19 protein-coding genes are annotated in these 19,285 nt (G+C 71.7%); 9 read left to right on the top strand and 10 right to left on the bottom strand.

Annotated elements, in window-relative coordinates; translation table 11 throughout:
• The first annotated feature begins 86 nt into the window (after nucleotides 1–86).
• Nucleotides 87–1,421, top strand: a complete 1,335-nt coding sequence (locus HNR40_RS52790; RefSeq protein WP_184976405.1) for a Dyp-type peroxidase — start codon at nucleotides 87–89, stop codon at nucleotides 1,419–1,421.
• Here HNR40_RS52790 and HNR40_RS52785 read toward each other — a convergent pair whose 3' ends face one another.
• Entirely contained in the window at nucleotides 1,422–2,171 is a 750-nt protein-coding gene (locus tag HNR40_RS52785; RefSeq protein WP_184976403.1) for a glycosyltransferase family 2 protein, read from the bottom strand.
• Between the two features lie 120 nt (nucleotides 2,172–2,291).
• Between HNR40_RS52785 and HNR40_RS52780 the strand changes: the two genes are divergently transcribed.
• Both HNR40_RS52780 and HNR40_RS52775 read left to right on the top strand, forming a co-directional pair.
• Entirely contained in the window at nucleotides 2,292–3,170 is an 879-nt protein-coding gene (locus HNR40_RS52780) for an RNA polymerase sigma-70 factor (RefSeq protein ID WP_246510900.1), read from the top strand.
• Nucleotides 3,171–3,272: 102 nt separating this feature from the next.
• Complete coding sequence (locus HNR40_RS52775) at nucleotides 3,273–4,595, top strand: FAD-binding oxidoreductase (protein WP_184976399.1); 1,323 nt, start codon at nucleotides 3,273–3,275, stop codon at nucleotides 4,593–4,595.
• Between the two features lie 3 nt (nucleotides 4,596–4,598).
• Here HNR40_RS52775 and HNR40_RS52770 read toward each other — a convergent pair whose 3' ends face one another.
• Complete coding sequence (locus HNR40_RS52770; RefSeq protein ID WP_184976397.1) at nucleotides 4,599–5,144, bottom strand: YciI family protein; 546 nt, start codon at nucleotides 5,142–5,144, stop codon at nucleotides 4,599–4,601.
• Between the two features lie 89 nt (nucleotides 5,145–5,233).
• Between HNR40_RS52770 and HNR40_RS52765 the strand changes: the two genes are divergently transcribed.
• The 3 genes from HNR40_RS52765 to HNR40_RS52755 are packed head-to-tail and all read left to right on the top strand — an operon-like array spanning nucleotide 5,234 to nucleotide 8,396.
• A complete protein-coding gene (locus tag HNR40_RS52765; protein ID WP_184976395.1) occupies nucleotides 5,234–6,310 on the top strand; it encodes a TetR/AcrR family transcriptional regulator in 1,077 nt (358 codons plus the stop codon).
• Nucleotides 6,307–6,906: a transcriptional regulator gene (locus HNR40_RS52760; protein WP_184976393.1), complete on the top strand. Its 600-nt coding sequence runs from the start codon at nucleotides 6,307–6,309 to the stop codon at nucleotides 6,904–6,906. Before HNR40_RS52765 ends, HNR40_RS52760 begins: the two co-directional genes overlap by 4 nt.
• Nucleotides 6,900–8,396 carry a pyruvate, phosphate dikinase gene (locus HNR40_RS52755; RefSeq protein ID WP_184976391.1) on the top strand — a complete coding sequence of 499 codons (1,497 nt, stop codon included), beginning with the start codon at nucleotides 6,900–6,902 and terminating at the stop codon, nucleotides 8,394–8,396. Before HNR40_RS52760 ends, HNR40_RS52755 begins: the two co-directional genes overlap by 7 nt.
• A 3-nt stretch (nucleotides 8,397–8,399) precedes the next feature.
• Here the strand turns inward: HNR40_RS52755 and HNR40_RS52750 are convergent, their stop codons facing one another.
• Genes HNR40_RS52750 through HNR40_RS52740 form a run of 3 tightly spaced genes read right to left on the bottom strand, consistent with a single transcriptional unit; the run spans nucleotide 8,400 to nucleotide 11,725 of the window.
• Nucleotides 8,400–8,987 (bottom strand): histidine phosphatase family protein, encoded by a 588-nt coding sequence (locus HNR40_RS52750; RefSeq protein WP_184976389.1) that lies wholly within the window; start codon nucleotides 8,985–8,987, stop codon nucleotides 8,400–8,402.
• Between the two features lie 48 nt (nucleotides 8,988–9,035).
• Nucleotides 9,036–10,163, bottom strand: coding sequence for a MalY/PatB family protein (locus tag HNR40_RS52745; RefSeq protein ID WP_184976387.1), 1,128 nt, complete (start codon nucleotides 10,161–10,163; stop codon nucleotides 9,036–9,038).
• Nucleotides 10,160–11,725, bottom strand: a complete 1,566-nt coding sequence (locus HNR40_RS52740) for an APC family permease (RefSeq protein WP_184976385.1) — start codon at nucleotides 11,723–11,725, stop codon at nucleotides 10,160–10,162. The genes HNR40_RS52745 and HNR40_RS52740 overlap by 4 nt, the downstream gene beginning before the upstream one ends.
• Before the next feature lie 74 nt (nucleotides 11,726–11,799).
• Here HNR40_RS52740 and HNR40_RS52735 point away from each other — a divergent pair, with 74 nt between their 5' ends.
• Complete coding sequence (locus tag HNR40_RS52735) at nucleotides 11,800–12,720, top strand: LysR family transcriptional regulator (protein ID WP_184976383.1); 921 nt, start codon at nucleotides 11,800–11,802, stop codon at nucleotides 12,718–12,720.
• 9 nt (nucleotides 12,721–12,729) lie between these two features.
• On the opposite strand, the gene HNR40_RS52730 is transcribed toward HNR40_RS52735, so the two are convergent.
• The 3 genes from HNR40_RS52730 to HNR40_RS52720 form a co-directional block, all read right to left on the bottom strand.
• Complete coding sequence (locus HNR40_RS52730; RefSeq protein WP_184976381.1) at nucleotides 12,730–13,728, bottom strand: CU044_5270 family protein; 999 nt, start codon at nucleotides 13,726–13,728, stop codon at nucleotides 12,730–12,732.
• Nucleotides 13,725–14,309, bottom strand: a complete 585-nt coding sequence (locus HNR40_RS52725; RefSeq protein ID WP_184976379.1) for an RNA polymerase sigma factor — start codon at nucleotides 14,307–14,309, stop codon at nucleotides 13,725–13,727. The genes HNR40_RS52730 and HNR40_RS52725 overlap by 4 nt, the downstream gene beginning before the upstream one ends.
• A gap of 78 nt (nucleotides 14,310–14,387) precedes the next feature.
• Nucleotides 14,388–15,563, bottom strand: coding sequence for a cytochrome P450 (locus HNR40_RS52720; RefSeq protein WP_221341918.1), 1,176 nt, complete (start codon nucleotides 15,561–15,563; stop codon nucleotides 14,388–14,390).
• 229 nt (nucleotides 15,564–15,792) lie between these two features.
• Here HNR40_RS52720 and HNR40_RS58095 point away from each other — a divergent pair, with 229 nt between their 5' ends.
• Together HNR40_RS58095 and HNR40_RS52710 are read left to right on the top strand one after the other, a co-directional pair.
• Complete coding sequence (locus HNR40_RS58095; protein WP_184976375.1) at nucleotides 15,793–16,467, top strand: GbsR/MarR family transcriptional regulator; 675 nt, start codon at nucleotides 15,793–15,795, stop codon at nucleotides 16,465–16,467.
• 65 nt (nucleotides 16,468–16,532) lie between these two features.
• On the top strand, nucleotides 16,533–17,228 hold the full coding sequence (locus HNR40_RS52710; protein WP_184976373.1) for a CTP synthase C-terminal region-related (seleno)protein: 696 nt from the start codon (nucleotides 16,533–16,535) through the stop codon (nucleotides 17,226–17,228).
• 6 nt (nucleotides 17,229–17,234) lie between these two features.
• Here the strand turns inward: HNR40_RS52710 and HNR40_RS52705 are convergent, their stop codons facing one another.
• Nucleotides 17,235–17,903: a response regulator gene (locus HNR40_RS52705; protein WP_184976371.1), complete on the bottom strand. Its 669-nt coding sequence runs from the start codon at nucleotides 17,901–17,903 to the stop codon at nucleotides 17,235–17,237.
• Entirely contained in the window at nucleotides 17,900–19,084 is a 1,185-nt protein-coding gene (locus tag HNR40_RS52700; protein WP_184976369.1) for a sensor histidine kinase, read from the bottom strand. Before HNR40_RS52700 ends, HNR40_RS52705 begins: the two co-directional genes overlap by 4 nt.
• Nucleotides 19,085–19,285: the final 201 nt, after the last annotated feature.

Raw genomic sequence — 19,285 nt, 5'->3', positions numbered from 1 at the left:
ACGCGTCGAGCGAGCGGGGCGATGACCCGGCGGCACCTCGGGTGCATCAGCAGCCTCACGGCTACCGACAAGAGGATGGTGCACCAGTGAGCGAGATCCGGCTCGAACTCGGCGACATCCAGGGAACGGTGCTGAGGCCGGGACCGGCCGCGTACCTGGGGGCGTTCCTGCTGTTCAGGATCGACGACGCGGCGGCGGCCAAGCAGGCGCTCCGCGACGTACTCGGCTCGGTGACCTCGGCCGCGCACATGGACCTGCCGCGCCCCTTCACCTTCAACATCGCCTTCACCCGCACCGGGCTGGAGACGCTGGGCGTGCCCCACGAGTCCTTCCCCCAGGAGTTCCGGGAGGGCATGGCCGCGCGCAAGGACGTCCTGGGCGACGTGGGCGACAGCGACCCCACGCGCTGGGAATCCCCCTGGGGGACCGGCGACGTGCACATCGGCATCGTGATCATCGCCGCGGAAGAGGCGGACCTCGAACGACCGCTCGCGCTGGCGGGCGACTTCAAGGGCGTCTCTCAGGTGTACCGGCGCGACGTCCACCTGCCGCCGGACGGCAAGGAGCACTTCGGGTTCCGGGAGGGGATCGGCGGGCCGTACATCATCGGCAGTGGCATCGACGCCCTGCCCGGCCAGGACCACGTGATGCCCGGCGAGTTCATCCTCGGCTACCGGGACGAGTCCGGCCAGGTGTCCCCGCTGCCCGAGCCGGAGATCCTCACCCGCAACGGCACCTTCGTCGCCCTCCGCCAGTGCGCCACGCACGTGGCGGAGTTCCGTCGCTACCTGAAGGAGCACGCCCGCTCACCGGAGGACGAGGAGTTGCTGGCCGCGAAAATCGTCGGCCGCTGGCGCAGCGGCGCCCCCCTTGCCCTGACCCCCGACCACGACGACCCCGCCCTGGGCGCCGACCCCCACCGCAACAACGACTTCACCTACAACGCCACCGACCCCGACGGCCTGCGCGTCCCCCGGGGCGCCCACATCCGCCGCGTGAACCCCCGCGACTCCCTGACCGGCACGATCGTCGACGCCCAAATCCACCGCATGGTACGGCGCGGCGCCCTCTACGGCCCGCCCCTCCCCGAGGGCGAGAACGGCGACGACGGCGTCGAACGCGGCCTGATCTTCATCTTCATGGGCGCCAGCCTGACCCGGCAGTTCGAGTTCATCCAGCAGGTATGGATCAACAACGGCGACTTCACCGGCCTGGGCCAGGAGAAGGACCCACTGGTCGGCGCCAACGACGGAACCGGCATCCACACCATCCCCGCCCACCCGCTACGCAGACGCCTCACCGGCCTGCCGCGCTTCGTCACGGTGCGAGGTGGCGAATACCTCTTCATGCCCGGCCTCAGAGCCCTGAACTGGATCGCCACCCAGCCGGGACGTCTCCGTTCCGGGCTCGGGAGCCGCTGATCAGGTGGTGACCTGGGGCCACAGGGCGCGTACCGCCTCGGCGCGTTCGGCGACCAGGCGCATGCGCAGGTCCCATTCGAGCGCCGCGTAATGTTCCGTCCGCGCGGTCTCCTGTCCCGGCCACTTGCGGTAGAGCAGGCCGACCTCGCTGTGGAACCAGCCGTGGCTGATCACGCTGGCCGGCACCAGCAGGCCGGTGTCGTCGGAGCCGGGGATGCCCATCCACCCGCCCAGGGCGACCGCCAGTTCGCGCCGGACGCAGATCGTCGTGGGGTGCACGGGGAGCCGGTAGTTGTTGGCGCGCCAGTGGTCGTAGACGAAGCCGGGCTCCAGCCGCCCGCCGGGCGGATCGCTGGCGAACGCGACCGTGGAACCGTCGGGAAGTAAGTCCAGGACCCGGGAGGTCGTCCATTGCACGAGCGGGTCCGCCGCCAGCACGCCGATGTCCCTCATCAGCACGTCCGGCATGAGCACGTCGTCATGGTCGAGGTTCTTGATCAGCTCGCCCCCGGACCGGGCGAGCGCGAGATTGCGCGTCAGCGCGACCCCGCCCCGCCGTCCCGTCGCGAACGTGACGATGGGGTCGGGTGGCAGGATCTCCATCGCCGCGCCCGTGGAGCCGTCCTCCTGGATGACCCATTCGAGGTCCCAGCCGTCCGGCAGGCGTTGCGAACGGACGGACTCGTAGGCCGCGAGGAGATGGTCGGGTACCGGGTTGTAGCTGGGCGTGACGATGGAGATCAGGGGCACGTGGCCGACCCTAGCGGGCCAGGTCGGCGGACAGGTGTGACGTACGCCACGTCACAAGTGAGTGGGCACGGGCGTCTTGTGCACGTACGGATGGCCGGGAAAGAACAGGTGGGGGCAGTCATGAGTGAAGCGGCGACCGAGGCGTTCGTGACGCACCGCAATCTGCTGTTCACCGTCGCCTACGAGATGCTCGGCTCCGCCGCCGACGCCGAGGACGTGCTGCAGGAGACCTGGCTCAAGTGGGCAGGAGTCGACCTTGACGAGGTCCGGGACCGGCGGGCGTACCTGGTGCGGATCACCACGCGCCAGGCGCTCACCCGGCTGCGCGCGCTCGGCCGGCGCCGGGAGTCCTACGTCGGGCAGTGGCTGCCGGAGCCGCTGCTGACCGCGCCCGACGTGGCCGAGGACGTCGAACTGGCCGACAGCGTCTCGATGGCGATGCTGCTGGTGCTGGAGACGCTGACGCCGACCGAGCGCGCGGTGTTCGTGCTGCGCGAGGTGTTCGGCCTGGACTACGACGAGATCGCCGAGGCCGTCGACAAGACCCAGGTGGCGGTCCGCCAGATCGCCCACCGGGCGCGGACCCACGTGGCGGCCCGGCGGCCGAGGGGACGGGTCTCCCCGGCCGAGACCCAGGACGCGCTCAAGGCGTTCCAGCGGGCGGTCGCGACCGGCGACCTGCAACGCCTGCTCGACGTCCTCGCGCCGGACGTCGTGCTGCTGGGCGACGGCGGCGGAGTCGTCCAGGCCGTGCTGGAGCCGGTCGTGGGCGCCGAGAACGTGGCCGCCCTGCTGGCCGGGGCGAGCAGGTTCGGCGATGTCGCGGCGTTGCGGCCGTCGCAGGTCAACGGCCACCCGGCGCTCATCTTCCGCATGAACGGCGAGATCGACACCGTCCTCGCGCTCCGCATCGACGACGGTCTCATCACCGGCCTGTACGCCGTCCGTAACCCCGAGAAGCTCTCCCACCTGGAGCAGGAGACCAGCCTGCGGCGCTGAGCCCGTATGGCGTATGTCACACACCCATGCCGTCACAGAATGCGAATTGGCGGCATCTTTTGGTCATACAGTGCGTAACCCACCCAAACGCAGGAGAACGTCATGAGTTCAGTGCTGGATTTCGGCGGCGACATCATCGAGCCGGGCGCGCCGGAGTACGAGTCGGCAGGCCGCTCACTACTGGCCGCGGGCAGTCCGGCTTACGTGCTGCGGCCCAAGAGCGTCGCGGACGTGCAGGCCGGCGTGAGGTTCGCCGCGGGCAAGGGCCTCACCCTGTCCGTACGCGGCGGCGGCCACAGCTTCGCGGGCTTCGGCACCAACGACGGCGGCGTCGTGATCGACCTGAGCATGCTGGCCGACGTGGAGATCATCGACCCCGATCGCCACCTCGTCCGGATCGGCGGCGGCGCCACCTGGGGCCAGGCCGCGGCGACGCTGGCCCCGCACCACCTGGCGATCTCCTCGGGCGACACCAAGAGCGTGGGGGTCGGCGGGCTGACGCTGACCGGCGGCATCGGCTGGAAGGTCAGGAAGTACGGCCTGGCCCTGGACAACCTGGTCGCCGCCGAGCTGGTCACGGCCGCAGGCGAGATCGTGCGGGCCAGTGAGCTGGAGAACCCGGAGCTGTTCTGGGCGCTGCGCGGCGGCGGCGGCAACTTCGGGATCGTGACCGCCTTCGAGTTCGCGGCGCACCGGACGACGGAGGTGTTCTTCGGCGCGATCTCCTTCCCCGCCGCGGAGGCCGCCGCCGTGCTCCAGGGCTGGGCGGACTATCTCCGTGACGCGCCCGAGGAGCTCACGTCCCTCGTGAGCATGGCCAATCCGGGCACCGGTGGCCACGAGGCGCCGGTCGAGGTCTCCGTCGCCTTCGACGGCGACGACCCGGACCTCGCCGCGGCGGCGATCGACCCGATCCGGCGGCTCGGCACGGTGATCGGCGACACCGTCGCGCTGATGCCCTACGCGGACGTCCTGGTGGACGGCGGGACCCCGCCGCCCGGCATCCAGCTCGTCACCCGCGGCGCGTTCGTCGAGAAGGAGTCGGTGCCCGCGGCCCTGCGGATCCTGACCGAGGCCGGGACGTCGCAGGGCTCGCCGCTCATCGTCGTGCGCGCCGTCGGCGGCGCGGTGGCGCGCGTGGCCGACGACGCCACCGCCTACGCGCACCGCCGGGCGGAGCTGATGTTCGTGACCCTCACCGGCGGCCCCAAGCCGGTCCTCGACGCCGGCCGTCCCGCCTGGGACGCGATCTGGGAGCGGCTCGCTCCGCACGTCAGCGGCGCGTACGCCAACTTCCTCGCCTCCGCCACCGAGGAGGACGTCGCCGCGATCTACCCGAAGGAGACGTACGAGCGGCTGGCGGCGGTCAAGCGGGACCACGACCCCGGCAACCTGTTCGCGGGCAACCACAACGTGCGCCCGTAGCGGCTACCGCCGGCCGCCGGGCTCCCACTCGTGGACCTCGACGTCGGCGTACCGCTCCCGGGTCAGTACGGCGCCCGCCGCATCCGGGTCCGCCGCCCGGATCAGCAGCGCCGTACCCACCCAGGTGGCGCCGTCGTCTGACAGCAGCGGCCCGTAGGCGATCAGCTCGTCGAGGCCGGAAGGGGCCAGGTCGGCGGGCTCCCCGGAGCCGAGACCGATCACCAGGTACCGGTTGCCGCCTTCCCGGCCGCCGGGAAACTCCCACATGGTGCGCCCCAGCACGTTGCGCCACCGGCGCACCATCACGTCGCGGTACACACCGGCCTGGTAGTTGGGCTCGTCGAAGGCGAACGCCCGCGCGGCCGCGGTGTCCGGCAGGTCGACGATGTGGACGCTGCCGCTGGCCGTCTCGGTGCCGCTGACGAAGGTCGGGCCACGGGCGATCAGTTCCTTCTCGTACCCGTCCATGTAGGACCAGTGCGCTTCCAGCAGTTCGTCGCGCAGCGCGCCTGAGTCTGCGCGATCCCGGTGATAACAGAAGAACTCCATGCCGAAGTACCTATCACACAGAATTCAGATGGCGACGTCATCCGGATTTTGTGAGTATCCTGGCTGCACCACGGAGAGAAGGAGCGGCGATGGTGCGGCTGACGCGGGTCCAGCAGCAGGCGCGTACACGGGCATCGGTGCTGACGGCGGCGAGGCAGGAGTTCATCGAGCAGGGCTACGTCCTGGCCAACGTCGACCGGATCGCCGAGCGGGCGGAGCTCACCCGGGGCGCTGTGTACTCGAACTTCCCCAGCAAACGGGCCCTGTATCTGGCCGTGCTCGGCGAGATGGTGGAGAAGGCGGAAACGGCCGAGCCCGCCGAGCCGCCGGAGTCGGCGGCCGAGGCGCTGGGCACGTTCGCCAGGACCTGGCTGGAACGGCTGCCGCTGGTCGACGACACCGCGTCGGGCGGGCGGCTGCAACTGCGCTCGCTGGCCGGCATCGTCGAGGACGAGCGGAGCCGTACCACGCTGGCGCAGCTCGCCCAGTTGGAGGCGTTGCTGCTGGCCATGGGGCTGGAGACCTGCTCCCCGTCCCGGCAGGTACGGCTGGCCGAGCTCGTGCTGACGTTGCTGGGCGGCGCCGGTCTCCTCGCCGAGATGGCCCCGGGATTCGGCGACCCCTTCGACCGGGCGCGGGCCTGTGAGCATCTGGCCGGGCTCGACCTGGCCGACACCTGGGCGCCGCCGCATCTGCCGTTCGTGACGCCGGCCGTACCGTGCCGGGACGCTTGGACCCCGCCGGAGGGGTTGCCGGATCTGATCACCGGTGACCGTGTCGACCTCGGCGCCGACGGTGTGGTGGCCGTGCTGGGGGCGCACCGCGTGTCCGCGGCCGAGGAGGCCGTCCGGGCGGCGGGGCCGGGCGAGCGGGTCACGGTGGCGGTCGTCCCCGGCGACCTCGCCGAGACCGGTGCGCTCGTGCGGCTCAGGATCAGCGACCTCGCCGGCTGCCTGCGGCGCGTCTTCCCGCCCGCCGCCTGGGCGCGCCTGCGGGTGGTCGTCGACGACGGGACCGTCGCGGCCGCCGTCGGGCTGGCCGAGACCGGCCTCGACACCGAAGCCGCCGTCCGCGTCCGGGACGGCCTGATCGTCGCCCGCGCCGCTGGGCGGGGCGCCGCCCACGCGGCCGCCGACCACCCCACGTCGCGAAAGGCCACGACATGATCCGCACCGACCTGCTGGTGCTTCACACCTTGCGCTGCGGCGGACATTCCGGTCTCGCGCGGGTGTCCGCGGCGACCGGCCTGGACGAGGCCGCGGTCGAGTCCGAGCTGATCGACCTCGCGGTCGCCGGGCTCGTCACGCATTCGATGGGCGCGTGGGGCCTGACCGAGGCCGGCCGGGCCACCGACGCCGAGTGGATCACCGATGAGCTGGAGTCCGGCGGCGCCCGCCCCGCGATCGCCGCGGCCTTCGAGCGTTTCCTGGTGCTCAATCCGGAGCTGCTCGACCTCTGCACGGCCTGGCAGATGCGCCCCGTGGACGGCGTCCTGGCCGTCAACGACCATCGCGACCAGTCGTACGACGCCCGGGTCCTCGACCGGTTCTCCGACCTGGACCAGCGCGCCGCTGCGGTCTGCGCCGAGCTGACCGCGGCGCTGCCGCGCTTCGGCCGCTACCGCGTGCGCCTCAGGGAGACACTCGGCCGCGCCAGGGCGGGCGAGCTGGAGTACCTGGCCGACCACACCACGTCGTACCACACCGTCTGGGCCGAGCTGCACGAAGACCTGCTCGCGACGCTCGGGATCACCCGATGGTGAGATGGGTCCGGCCGCTGTCCGCGCGGAGCGAGGAGAGCGCGCGGGACGTGGGGGCCAAGGCGCGAGGTCTCGTGGTGCTGCATCGCCTGGGCCTGCCGGTGCCCCCCGGGTTCGTCGTCACCACCGACGCCTGCCGGGCCCATCTTCGCGAAGGCCGTCTTCCCGACGGGCTGGCCGGGGAGCTCGCGCACGCCATGACCGGCCTGGAGGCCGCGACGGGGCGCAGGTTCGGCGGGGCGCGGGCACCGCTGGCCGTGTCGGTGCGTTCCGGGGCGAGCGTGTCGATGCCCGGCATGATGACCACGATCCTGAACCTCGGCCTCACGACCGAGGCCGCGGCCGGACTGGCCGCCGAGACCGGCGACGCCCGGTTCGCTGAGGACTCGCGGCAGCGGTTCCTGTCCGGCTTCGCCGCCGCGCGGGCCGTCCCCGACGACGCGGCGCTGCAGTTGGAGCTGGCGGTCGAGACCGTCTTCTCCTCGTGGGAGACGCCGCGCGCACGCACGTACCGTGAACTGCACGACATCCCCCACGATCTCGGCACGGCCGTGATCGTCCAGGCGATGGTGTACGGAAACCGCGACGACCACAGCGGCACCGGAGTCGCCTTCAGCCGCGACCCCAACACCGGGGAGAACGTCCCGTTCGGCGATGTCCTGTTCGGGCACCAGGGCGAGGACGTCGTCTCGGGCCGGTCGCCGACCCGGCCCCTGCGCGAACTCGCCGAGCGCGAACCGGCCGTCTGGGCGGCGCTCACCGAGGCGCTGCGCCGGGTCGAGGGGCACTACCGCGACGCGTGCTACGTCGAGTTCACCTTCCAGGCCGGTGAGCTCTGGTTGCTGCAGGTCCGGCCGGGCCGGTTCGTGGGCGGCGCCGCCGTTCGCGTCGCGACCGAGCTCGCCGACACGCGGCTGATCACCCGCGGCGAGGCGCTGCTGCGGGTCTCACCCCAACACCTCCAGCACGTACGCACCCCCCGCATCGCCGCACCGGCGCAGGCCGACATCCTGGCCAGAGGCGTGGGAGCCTGCCCCGGCGTCGCGGTCGGCAAGGTGGCGACCACGACCGACGCGGCGGTGCGCATGGCCGCCGACGGCCCGGTCATCCTGGTCCGTCCGGAGACGTCCCCGAACGACATGCGCGGCCTCGCCGCCGCCGCGGGCATCGTCACCGCGCGCGGCGGTCCGGCCAGCCACGCAGCGGTCGTCGCGCGGGCAATGGGCAAACCCGCCGTCGTCGGCATCGCCGACCTGGTCGTCGACGGCAGCTCACTGAGCGCCGGTGGCCGCACCGTCGGCGAGGGCGCGCTGGTCACCATCGACGGGACCGGCGGCGAGGTCGCCCTCGGCAGCCCGCGCATCGCCACGGACACGGCCGACGCCCACCTGCGCCGGCTGCTCGCCTGGGCGGATGACGCGTCGGGCGAGCGTTCCGAGCGCGACGAGGCCCGGCGCCTCATCGCCGCCCACGCCGCGCTGCGTGACCCCTAGGTCTCAGGGCCGGACGCCGGGCCCGAACCCGGTCCAGCGCAGGTCGTCGGGGAGGTGGCCCATGTCGTTGTACAACAGCACCGACGGCCCCACGCCGTCGCGATACTCGATCGTGGTGAGCGCCGTGTTGCCGCAGGTCAGGCCCAGCCATCGCACGGGCGGCGCGTCGAGGGCGTCGCGCACCAGCCAGGCCACCTGGTAGGCGTGCGTGATCAGGACCTCGTGGGTCTCGGCCGCGGAAGGGTGGGCGAACCGGCCGGTCAGGGCGCCGGCGAGCCGCGCGCCCTCGGCCGCCTCCTTCGCGTCGTATCCGTCGAAGAACCCCCGCCACGCGGGCGGCATCTCGGCCGGGACGTGGGGGACGTGGTCCACCAGCTCCTCCGCCTCCGCCACCGGCACCCCGGGCAGGCGCGCACCGATGATCTCCGCCGAGCTCACCGCCCTGGACAGGGGTGAATGCCAGACGGCGTCGATGGGCAGGCGGGCCAGCCGGTCGGCCAGCAGCTCCGTCTGCCGCCTGCCGACGTCGGTCAGTGCGCCGAAGGGGTCGGCCGCGCCGTGCCGCACCGCGTAGATGTGCCGGGTCGCCATCTCGGATCCCTTCTCGGATGTTCATAAAATCCCGATGTTATAGGCATCCTAAAGCAGACGGGCGATGATCCGGTCGAGGGCGTCGGTGAGCACGTCGGGCGGGGTGGCGAAGTTGAGGCGGACGAAGCCGTCGCCCGCCGATCCGTGGTCGGCGCCGGAGGCGGTGGCGACGCCGGTCTCCCGCAGCAGGTGGGCGGCGGGGTCGGCGAGGCCGAATCGGCGCAGGTCGAGCCAGGCGAGATAGCTCGCCTGCGGTTCGACGTAGCCGATGTCGAGATCGGCGAGCGCGTCGGTGACGAGCTTGCGGTTGCCGTCCAGGAAGCGGACGGCCTCGCGTAGCCACGGCCGCCCTTCGCGGAACGCGGCGACGGTGGCCGTCATGCCGAGCGGGCTCATGCCGCCGACCGCCGCCCTCGGCAGCCCGGCCCAGACGCGGGCGTCGGCCGGGTCGCCGAAGACGATCAGTCCGCAGCGCAGGCCGGGGAAGTTCCACGCCTTGGTGGCGCTGATCAGGGTGATGGCGTTGGCGTCGAGCGCGCCGTACGGGATGAAACCGGGCTGGTAGCGCAGTGGCGCGTGGATCTCGTCGCTGATCACCTTCGCGCCGTGCCGCGCGGCGAGCGCGGCCAGCGCGCGCAGCGGCCCGACGTCGAGGATTCGGCCGGTCGGGTTGCCGGGGTGGCAGAGCAGCACGCTGCCCGCGCCCGCGCGCAGGGCCCGCTCGATGCCGTCGAGGTCGAGCTCGTAGCCGCGCTCTCCCATGGACATCGGCACCTGTACGGCTTCGCGCCCGGCCACCCGGATGGCGTCGAAGAACCGGCCGTAGACCGGTGTCGGCACGACCACCGGCGAATCCGCCCTCGTCAGATGGGTGATCGACATGATGATGCCGCGCATCAGCTCCGGCAGCAGCCGTACCCGGTCGGGAGCGACGGTGAGCCCGTGCTCCTCGGCGAGCCACTCACCGGCCGCCTGGGGGACGTCGCTCAGCTCGTCGGCGAGCGGATAGCCGAAGGCCTGCCGCCGCACGTCGTCCTGGACGGCGGCGAGGATGGGCGCGGCGACCGGCAGGTCCATCTCGGCGACGGTGAGGTCGATGACGTCCCGGTCGTACTGCGACCAGCGCTTGTTCCGGCGCGCACGGGATCGCTCAACGTCCCAGTCGAGGTCGGTCACACCATGCTCCTAGCTTCTTGCGGGGTCAGGGATCGCTGGTGGCGCAGGCCCGATCGGTGCGCGAGCCACCAGATTCCCGCGCTGAGCACACCCACGAGCACCGAGTCGTACGGCGCCGCGACGACACCGGCCCCGCCGAACGAGCCGAGCGCGGACAGGAGGCCGAGCATGACCAGGAAACCCACCAGCCAGCCACCTACCGCCCGCAGTTTCGAGGTCCGCACCAGGTAGATGAGGAACCCGATCAGCAGCAACGGCACGGCCACCCGGATCTTCTCCCACGTCGACCAGTAGAGGATGAGCCCGGACAGGACGAACGACGCGAATCCCACCGGGATCGCCCACCGGCGCAGCCAGCCCTTCTCCATCGGCGTCGAGGCGGCCAGCACGGTCACCGCGACCGAGACGGCCGCGTAGCTGAGCCCGTAGTAGAAGCTGAGCGAGCTGGCGATGGACTTCCAGTTCCCGAACGTGAGCACGATGACCGAGCCGATGCCGACGTTGAGCAGCAGCGCGCGCCGCGGGATGCCGAACCGCGCGTCCACCTTGGCCAGCGCGGCGGGCAGCAGCCCGTTCTGCGCGGCGCCGTAGGTGTAGCGGCCCTTGACGCCGATGCCGATCAGCAGGCTGCCCGAGGGCGAGAAGATCGCGTCGGCGAGCAGCACGGTGGCGAACCACGACAGGCCGAGCAGGGTCGCCAGCGAGGCGAGCGGCGAGTTGAGGTTGATCCCGTGCCAGCCGCTGCCGAGCAGGCCGCTGGGCAGCGAGAAGATCATCACGGCCTGCAGGCCCATGTAGAGCACGATCGTGCCGGCCAGCACGATCAGCGTGGCCCTCGGCACGGTGCGGCGCGGGTCCTTGGCCTCGCCGGACATGACCGCGGCGGCGTTGATGCCGGTGAAGGAGTAGACCAAGCCGCCGCCGACCACGGCGGTGAGCGCCGCGGAGACGCCGTAGGGCGCGACGCCGCCGCCGGTCGCCACGTTGGTCGTGTCGAAGCCGCTGGCCAGTAAGAGGATCACGGTCAGCGCCGGGATCACCACCTTGATGGTGGCGACGACGTTGTTGACCCGGGCGAGCAGTTTGATGCCGAACAGGTTGATCGCGCAGAAGAACACCAGCAGCCCGGCGGCGATCAGCCGTCCCGGCCAGCTCAGCGACTCGCCGGACATCACCCACGGCAGCCACTTGGCCGCGTACTGCACGACCGCCGTCGACTCGCTCGGGCCCGCACTGACCGCCTGCAGGAACACGGCCCAGCCGACCACGGCGCCGACCAGCGGGCCCGAGGCCAGTTGCGGCCAGCGGACGTTGCCGCCGGACATCGGATGGCGGAAGGCGAGGTCGATGAAGGCCAGCGACACCAGCGCGGTGGCGACCGAGGCGATCGTCCAGGACAGGAAGGCGGCGGGTCCGGCCGCCTTGGCCGCGGTGTACGGCGCGAGCAGCCAGCCGGAACCGATGACGCTGGAGAAGGTGATCAGGGCGAGGGACGTGGTGCCGAGGCCGCGCCGCAGGCGCAGATCCTCGTCCGGCGAAACGGCCGACAGCGTCTCAGACATGTCCTGAACTATTGACGATGACCCAATTATATAGGTAGACCGGAAATGTCGAGGTCCAGGGTTAGTCTGTGCCTATGCCCCTCCCTGGCTTCGACGGCACAGGACACAAGGTCGAGACGATGGATCTCGTCGTGTTCACCACGGTCGTCCGCACCGGAAGCCTCGGCGCCGCCGCCACCGAACTGCGGCTGTCGATGCCGTCGGTCAGCGTCCGGATCGCCGCCCTGGAACGCAAGCTCGGCGCCCCGCTGCTCGTCCGGAGCGCCCGCGGCAGCACGACCACCCCAGCCGGCGAGCGCCTGAACGACTACGCCCAGCGCTGCCTCGACCTCCTCGACGAGGCCGCCATCGCGGTGACGGCGCACGAGACCCAGCGGCTCGTGCTCGCCGCGCCCGCGAGCCTCGGCGACGTCGTCTTCCCCGCCGCGCTCGCGGCGGTCGCCGGCAAGCCGATCACCGTGCACTGCCGGGTCGCGCACAGCGGCGAGGTCGTCGGCCGCCTGGCCGACGGCAGCGTGCACGCCGGATTCGTGATGCCGAAGGTGCCGCTGCGCGCGTTGCGCTCCGAGCCGATCAGCCGGTCCCCGCTGGTCGCGGTCTGCCGTCCCGGCCACCCGCTCGCCGGTCGCCGCCGCCTGCGCATCGACGACCTCGCCAGGACCGGCGTCATCGTCTACCGCTGGGGCCGCGACGCCCAGGAACTCGCCGCCTCCCTCGAACATCCCGGGCGCGGCCTCGACGCCCCGATCCACACGACCGGGCTGCCGTCGACCGCGCTGCGGATGGCGCTCGACGCGGCGTTCGTCGCGGTGGTGCCCCGGTTCGTCGCGGCGCGGTCGGTGCGCGACGGTGACCTGGCGCTCCTGCCGCTGGGGTTCGGCGGGTGGCGGGTCGACGTGCAGTTCGTGTACGCCTCCGCCACGGCCGACCGGCTGGGTGTGCGTACGTTGCTGGACCGGCTGCCCGCCATCCGGGCCACGTTCGACCAGGACTGACCTCGGGCGTCAGCAGGCCCTCGCCTCCGGGGCGTGCGGCATCGTGTCGACGATCTTGCTTTCCAGCATCGCGGTGGCCACGCGCAGCACCTCCGGGCCACCGTCCCGCGCCTCGGTCAGATTCCGCCAGCCGAGGAAACGATAGGTGCCGGGCTCGAAGATCAATTCGGTGCGTTCCCAGCCGTCCGGGCCGTCATACCTGAGCGAGGCGCCGATTCCCTGCCTCCCGGCCGGGTCGGTGAGATCGGTGCGCATGGTGGCGGTCGGCAGCTTGGACATCGCGCCGAACACCGCCTCGCGCATGCCGACGCCGGGGAAGGGGTTCTGGGCCAGGCTGACCAGGCGGAAGGCCACCGTGACCTCGACTCGTGGGCCGACCTGGTCCTCGCTGGGCTTCGGCCGTTCGTTCCTGACGGAGGTCTCGGCGTCCGCGCGTACCCGGGCGAGGAGTTCGTCCGGGTCGGTGGGCAGGTTCTCCTCCGGGAGCACGTCAGCCGCGCATCGCCCGGTCTGGTAGTCGACCGTGCCCGGGGTCGGCATCGCGGCGGGGACCTGGCCCTTGTGGATGCTCCGCTTGCCGTAGGTGGAGCGGGTCAGCGCGTTGCCGGGGTCGGTGGCGGAGACCCAGGCCTCCCGGATGACCTCCTGGGTGTGCTCGCCCGTGCCCTCGGTCTCGCTCAGCGTGAGGATCCAGTTCTGCTCCAGGCGCTTGACATAGACGAACTGGCCGGTCCGCGGCGCGGGCTGCCCGGCGGCCGCGGTGGCCGCGTGCTGGAGCAGCTCCGCCGCGTTGGCGGGGGTGGCGCCGCCGTTGGGGCCGATCATGAAGGCGACCGCGGCGACGGTCGCCGCCAGCCCGACCGTGCCCGCCCTGAGCGCGTGCTTGGCATAGCCGGTACGCGGCTTGCGCCCCGCCGTGAGCAGGTCCCTCGCCCTGGCGGTGGCCGTGGCCGAGGGGCCGGGCAGCGCGTCGTACGACGACTTGATCTCCTGCAGGTCCTGCGTCATGACAACTCCTCGATGCCGACGTACGAGCGGAGCTTTCTGCGTGCCCGGTTGAGCCGCGAGCCGACGGTGCCCCGCGGGATGCCGAGCGCCTCGGCGATCTCCTCATAGCTGAGCTGGGCCCCGGCGACCAGCAGAAGCACGGTCCGGTCAGCGGGCGAGAGCGCCGCCAGCCCGGCGGCCAGGCTCGGCCGCATGACGGCGGCCGAGACCCGCTGGACCACGTGCTCGTCGTGGTTCACCACGTCGGTGACCTCGGCGCTCCTGGCCAGGGCGCGATATCTGCGCGCCTCGGCCCGGCGGTGGCCGGCGATCAGGTTGGAGGCGATGCCGTACAGCCAGGCTCGTGCGTCGGGGTGGGAGAGGTCATAGCGCGTGCGCCCGTGGAAGGCGCGCAGGAACGTCTCCGCGGCGAGGTCGTCCGCCGCGGATTCGCCCAGACGGAACTGCGCGTAGCGGTGAATGGCCTGGTGATATCGGTCGAACAGCGCGCCGAACCGCTCGGGGCGGCTCAGCGACGCCTCGATGAGCTGTGCGTCGGTCTCGGTGGTTGGCGGAGCCGACGACGGAAGGGGAGGTGGCATGCCTGCCTTTCGGAGAAACTCCGTGGACACGCCTACTTCGCCGTACCCCCGTTTTGTATTCACGCCCCCCGGAAGTCGCTAGTCCCAGGCGACCGGGAGGCTCTTGACCCCGAAGATATCGGCCGTCTCCGGCCGCAGAGCAACCTCCTCAGCCGGTACGGCCAGCCGCAACGTCGGGAACCGCCTGACCAGCGCGGCGAACGCGACCCGCATCTCAATCCGAGCCAGTTGCTGCCCCAGGCACTGGTGGATCCCATGCCCGAAGGCCAGATGTCCGCCATCCTGCCTGCGCAGATCCAGAACGTGCGGGTCGGAGAACCGCTCCGGGTCGCGGTTGGCCGTGTGATAGGAGCAGATCATCATGGAACCCGCCGGGATGGTGTGCCCGCCCAGCTCGACGTCTTCCAGCGCCGTCCGCATGAACGTCTTGCCCACGGTCAGATACCGCAGCAGTTCCTCCACGGCCGGCTCGGTCAGCGCGGGATCGGCCCGCAGCGCCGCGAGCTGGGCCGGGTTCCGCAGCAGCGCGAACGTGCCCAGCGCGAGCATGTTCGCGGTCGTGTCCAGCCCGGCGACCAGCAGGATCAGGGCGACGCCCCGCAGCTCCTCATCGGTCAGATCGCCGTCGAGCAGGTCGCTGAGGACGTCGTCGGTCGGGTTGGCCCGCTTGGCCGCCACCAGCTCGGCGAGATACGTCTGCACAGCCGTGTAGGCCGCGATCAGCTCGTCGTCCGGAGTCTCCCCGTCCAGGAACTTCTCGACGTTCCCCTGGAAAGAACCCCGATCCGCATAAGGCACGCCGAGCAGCTCGCAGATCATGACAGCGGGGATGGGCTTGGCGAACGCGGTCACCAGATCGGTCGGCGATCCGGCCTTCTCCATGGCGTCCAGGTGCTCGGCGGTGACCTGCTCGATCCGCTCGGTCAGCAGGCGCATCCGCCGTACCGTGAACTTGCCGGCAAGGGGCTTGCGATACCTGCTGTGCTGCGGATCGTCCATCAGCAGGAACTCACCCGGCGGCGCGGGCGGCACCTCGACGTCGCCGAAGTCGATCAGCGGATGGTGGCGCATGAGCTCCTTGCGCGAGCTGAACCGAGGATCGGCCAGCACCGCGCGGACCAGGTCGTAGCCGGTGACCAGCCAGCCCTCGTGCCCGTCGGGGAAGGTGAAGCGGCTGATCGGACCATGGTCGCGGGCCTCGACCAGCTCCTTGGGCGGATCGAAGGGACAGCCGGGCTGACGCGCCGCCGGCATCGCCGGGAGGGTGTAGACGGCTTCACTCACAGCTCGTCCCCTTTCTCGCGATAGTACGTGTTTGCCATGCTTCGAAAGCTACGTTGCATTCAGACGATCTGTCAATCCATACGGTGGTCTTTACCCAGACATATGCCGAATTTTCGGTGCAATGACGCTGCGCTCGAATGCAATGAACGTTGCAATGGATGGCCGCGAAGGCAATACTGGCGGCATGCCAGGAGGACGGTTGACCCAGCAGGACCGCGAGCGCATCGCGACCGGACTCGCCGACGGGCTCTCCTACGCCCAGATCGCCAAGCGGCTCGACCGCCCCACCTCGACGATCAGCCGGGAGGTCGGGCGCAACGGCGGCCCCGGCGGCTACCGCCCCAAGCAGGCGCACCAGGCGACGGCCGAGCGGGCCAGGCGCGGCACACCCGCGCCCCCGCGCGCGACGGGAGCACCGGACGGCGCGCTGGAACAGGAGATCATCGAGATGGCGGTCAGGGCGGGGCTGCCGCGGATGACCGCGCGCGTGCACGTCGACCTGGTGCTGTCCGAGGACGGCAGGCGCACCGCCGCCGAGCTGACCCGCAGGCTCCGGATCAGCCCGGCCTCGGTGTCCGTGGCGGTGAACTCCCTGGTCGACAACGGGTTCGTCCGGCGCGAGCGCGACCCGCAACGGCGCCGCGACATCTACGTGATCGACGACGACGCCTGGTACCACGCGGTCGTGACCAGCGGGCATCAGACACTCGCGACCATGCGCGCCACCATGGCCATGGCCGAGGCCTGCGGACTCGACAGCCCCGTGGGACGACGGCTGGCCAAGACGGGGGCGTTCCTGGAACAGGTCAGCAAGGACACGATCGCGTCCGCAAACCGCTGGCGCAGCCTCCTGGAGCAGGACGACCATGAATGAGCGCTCATCCCCCATGGCCGGTCTGACATTGGCACTCATGGCCCGGCGCCCCGCATAGTGGGGCCATGACCCGACCTCTCCGCATCGCGATCATCGGCGACCTCGATCCGAGCTTCCCGCCGCACCAGGCCACCAATGGCGCGCTGGAGCACGCGGCCGCGTACCTCGGCGTCGGGGTGGACATCCGGTGGGTGGCCACCGAGCCGCTCGAAACCGATCTGGCCGGGGTCGAGGCGGCCGACGTGCTGTGGTGCGCGCCTGGCAGCCCGTACAAGAGCCTGGCGGGCGCGCTCGGCGCGCTGCGGCACGGCCGTGAGCACGGCGTGCCCACCCTGGGCACGTGCGGGGGCAGCCAGCACATGGTCATCGAGTACGCCAGGAACGTGCTCGGCTACGCCGACGCCCACCACGCCGAGTACGACCCGTACGCCTCCACGCTGTTCGTCTCCGAGCTGGCATGTTCCCTGGTGGGCAAGACGATGTCGGTCACCCTGACTCCCGGCTCCCAGGTGGCCACGCTGTACGGGCGTACCGAGGCGGAGGAGCAGTATTACTGCAACTTCGGCATCGACCCCGCCCGGCAGGCGACCCTGCACGACGGCGGCTTCAGGGTCACCGGCGTGGACGGCGACGGCGAGGCCCGCGTGCTGGAGCTGCCCGGCCATCCCTACTACGTGGCCACGCTGTTCGTGCCGCAGAACCGCTCCCGCCCCGAGGCCCCGCACCCACTGGTCACCGGCCTGCTGCGCGCGGCGCTCTGACCGCTCTTATGGCTTGTGTTCCTCGCCGGCGGTCACCAAGCCCGATTCGTAGGCCACGATGACCGCCTGGGCGCGGTCGCGGACGGAGAGCTTGTCGAAGATGCTGGTGATGTAGTTCTTGACGGTCGACAGGCTGATGTCGAGGACCCCGGAGATCTCGGTGTTGTCGAGGCCGGTGGCCATCAGGCGCCACACCTCGACCTCGCGGGGCGTGAGCTCACCCAGGCCCCTGGTGGCCGGCCGGGTGCCGTGGGGCGCCCGTACGTAGGTGGCGATCAGCCGGGTGAGCAGGCGCGGCGCGACGGCGGCCTCGCCGGCGTGGACGGTGCGGATCGCCGCGCTCAGTTCCTCCGGGGAGCTGTCCTTGGGGAGGAAGCCGTAGGCTCCGGCGCGCAGGGCGCCCACCAGGTACTCGTCCATGTCGAAGGTGCTGAGGGCCAGGACCCGGCTGCCGGGCACGGTGGCGGCGAGTTCCTTGGTCGCGGCCACCCCGTCCAGGACGGGCATCCGGATGTCCATCACCACGACGTCGGGGCGGAGCCGCTGAGCGAGGGTGACGGCCTGCGCGCCGTCCTCGGCCTCGCCCACCACGTCGAACGACGGGTCCGGGGACAGGATCAGCGACAGGCCGCGCCGTACCAGCAACTGGTCGTCCACGATCATGACCCGGATCATCGGCGCGCCTCCTCGTGCTGGACGGCCGCCTCGTCGGACTCGTCCGTGGTCAGCGGCAGGCGGGCCACCACGGCGAACCCGCCGTCGGGCTGCGGGCCCGCGCTGAGGGTGCCGCCGTGCAGGGCGACGCGCTCACGCATGCCGATCAGGCCGTATCCGCCGACTGGCGGGTCCTCCTGCGGCGGCGCTCCCCCGCCGTCGTCCCGCACCTCGACGGTGACCTGGTCGCGGTCGTAGGTCAGCTGGACGGACGCGCGGGCGGGACCGGCGTGCTTGCGGGCGTTGGTGAGGGCCTCCTGGGCGATCCTGAACACCGTGAGGCCGACGGTCGGCGGCAACGTGCGCCGCGGCCCGTGGACGCTCAGCTCGGTCGGCAGTCCGGCCAGGCACGACTCCTCCACCAGGCGGGCGAGGTCGTCGGCGCCCGGCTGGGGCGCCGACGGCGTGGCCTCCGGTTCGTCGCCGTCGCGCAGCACGGCGAGGAGCTGGCGCATCTCGCGCAGCGCCAGCCGCCCGGACGCCTCCAGCGTGACCAGCGCGTCCCTGACCACCTCCGGTTCGGCGAGGTTCGCGCGGGCACCGCCGGACATCAGCTGCATGGTGGTGATGTGGTGGGCCACGATGTCGTGCAGTTCCCGTGCGATGCGGCGGCGTTCGTCGGCCACGGCGCGGTCGGCGAGGAGCCTGCGGTTGGCCGCCACCTCCGCCTGCCAGCGGTTGACCGCCATGGCGGTGCCGACGACGAGCAAGGTAGTGAGCGGCGGGACGACGGCGTCCTGCCAGGTCGGAAGGTGGGCGACGCTCTGGGTCGCCAGCGTCAGCGCCACCGTCGCGACGGCGGCGATCGCCGTCACCCGGCCGGGGCGGGCCCTGGCGACCGAGTACAGGGCGACCACCAGGACGGCGCCGAAGTGCCTGGGCAGCGGCACGATCAGGGTGGCCGCCGAGTCGAGCACCAGGATGGCGGTGAGCGCGGCCACCGGGTGGCTGCGGCGGGCGAGCAGCGGCAGGGCCGCCAGGGCGACGAAGAGGAACCCGGCCACGCTGACGGCGTGCCGGCCGTCGGGGGCGTTGAAGAACGCGTAGCTGAGCAGGTTCATCACGCAGGCCCCGCCGGCCACGAGCGCGTCGTTACGCGTCCACGGCGGCTCGGCGTCGCCGGCCCGCAGGCTCCTGAGCATGTGTTCCCCCTGTGTCCCGTCCCCGGACCAGGGTTACACAGCGGCGGCGATGACCAGGACCACGGTCCTGGTCGCGGGCGGCGGGAAGGCCCCTGGGCCCCGATCAGGATCATCCGCTGCCACGAGGTTCCGCGCCCCTCCTGCTGATGGTCTGGATACAGGCCGGGAGCCCCCGGTAGACATCCGCATTCCGTCCGCCGG

Origin of the sequence: Nonomuraea endophytica, from assembly GCF_014203235.1 — a bacterium.
In the GTDB taxonomy this organism is placed as follows: Bacteria; Actinomycetota; Actinomycetes; order Streptosporangiales; family Streptosporangiaceae; genus Nonomuraea; species Nonomuraea endophytica.
This window is presented reverse-complemented; position numbering and strand designations above follow the sequence as displayed.

What these genes read in the sequence shown, in the direction of transcription:
- HNR40_RS52780 (WP_246510900.1), top strand. Translation starts at nt 2,292, where the DNA reads ATGAGTGAAGCGGCGACCGAGGCGTTCGTGACGCACCGCAATCTGCTG.
- HNR40_RS52775 (WP_184976399.1), top strand. Translation starts at nt 3,273, where the DNA reads ATGAGTTCAGTGCTGGATTTCGGCGGCGACATCATCGAGCCGGGCGCG.
- HNR40_RS52770 (WP_184976397.1), bottom strand. Translation starts at nt 5,144, where the DNA reads ATGGAGTTCTTCTGTTATCACCGGGATCGCGCAGACTCAGGCGCGCTG.
- HNR40_RS52765 (WP_184976395.1), top strand. Translation starts at nt 5,234, where the DNA reads ATGGTGCGGCTGACGCGGGTCCAGCAGCAGGCGCGTACACGGGCATCG.
- HNR40_RS52760 (WP_184976393.1), top strand. Translation starts at nt 6,307, where the DNA reads ATGATCCGCACCGACCTGCTGGTGCTTCACACCTTGCGCTGCGGCGGA.
- HNR40_RS52755 (WP_184976391.1), top strand. Translation starts at nt 6,900, where the DNA reads ATGGTGAGATGGGTCCGGCCGCTGTCCGCGCGGAGCGAGGAGAGCGCG.
- HNR40_RS52750 (WP_184976389.1), bottom strand. Translation starts at nt 8,987, where the DNA reads ATGGCGACCCGGCACATCTACGCGGTGCGGCACGGCGCGGCCGACCCC.
- HNR40_RS52740 (WP_184976385.1), bottom strand. Translation starts at nt 11,725, where the DNA reads ATGTCTGAGACGCTGTCGGCCGTTTCGCCGGACGAGGATCTGCGCCTG.
- HNR40_RS52735 (WP_184976383.1), top strand. Translation starts at nt 11,800, where the DNA reads ATGCCCCTCCCTGGCTTCGACGGCACAGGACACAAGGTCGAGACGATG.
- HNR40_RS52730 (WP_184976381.1), bottom strand. Translation starts at nt 13,728, where the DNA reads ATGACGCAGGACCTGCAGGAGATCAAGTCGTCGTACGACGCGCTGCCC.
- HNR40_RS52725 (WP_184976379.1), bottom strand. Translation starts at nt 14,309, where the DNA reads ATGCCACCTCCCCTTCCGTCGTCGGCTCCGCCAACCACCGAGACCGAC.
- HNR40_RS52720 (WP_221341918.1), bottom strand. Translation starts at nt 15,563, where the DNA reads ATGCCGGCGGCGCGTCAGCCCGGCTGTCCCTTCGATCCGCCCAAGGAG.
- HNR40_RS52710 (WP_184976373.1), top strand. Translation starts at nt 16,533, where the DNA reads ATGACCCGACCTCTCCGCATCGCGATCATCGGCGACCTCGATCCGAGC.
- HNR40_RS52705 (WP_184976371.1), bottom strand. Translation starts at nt 17,903, where the DNA reads ATGATCCGGGTCATGATCGTGGACGACCAGTTGCTGGTACGGCGCGGC.
- HNR40_RS52700 (WP_184976369.1), bottom strand. Translation starts at nt 19,084, where the DNA reads ATGCTCAGGAGCCTGCGGGCCGGCGACGCCGAGCCGCCGTGGACGCGT.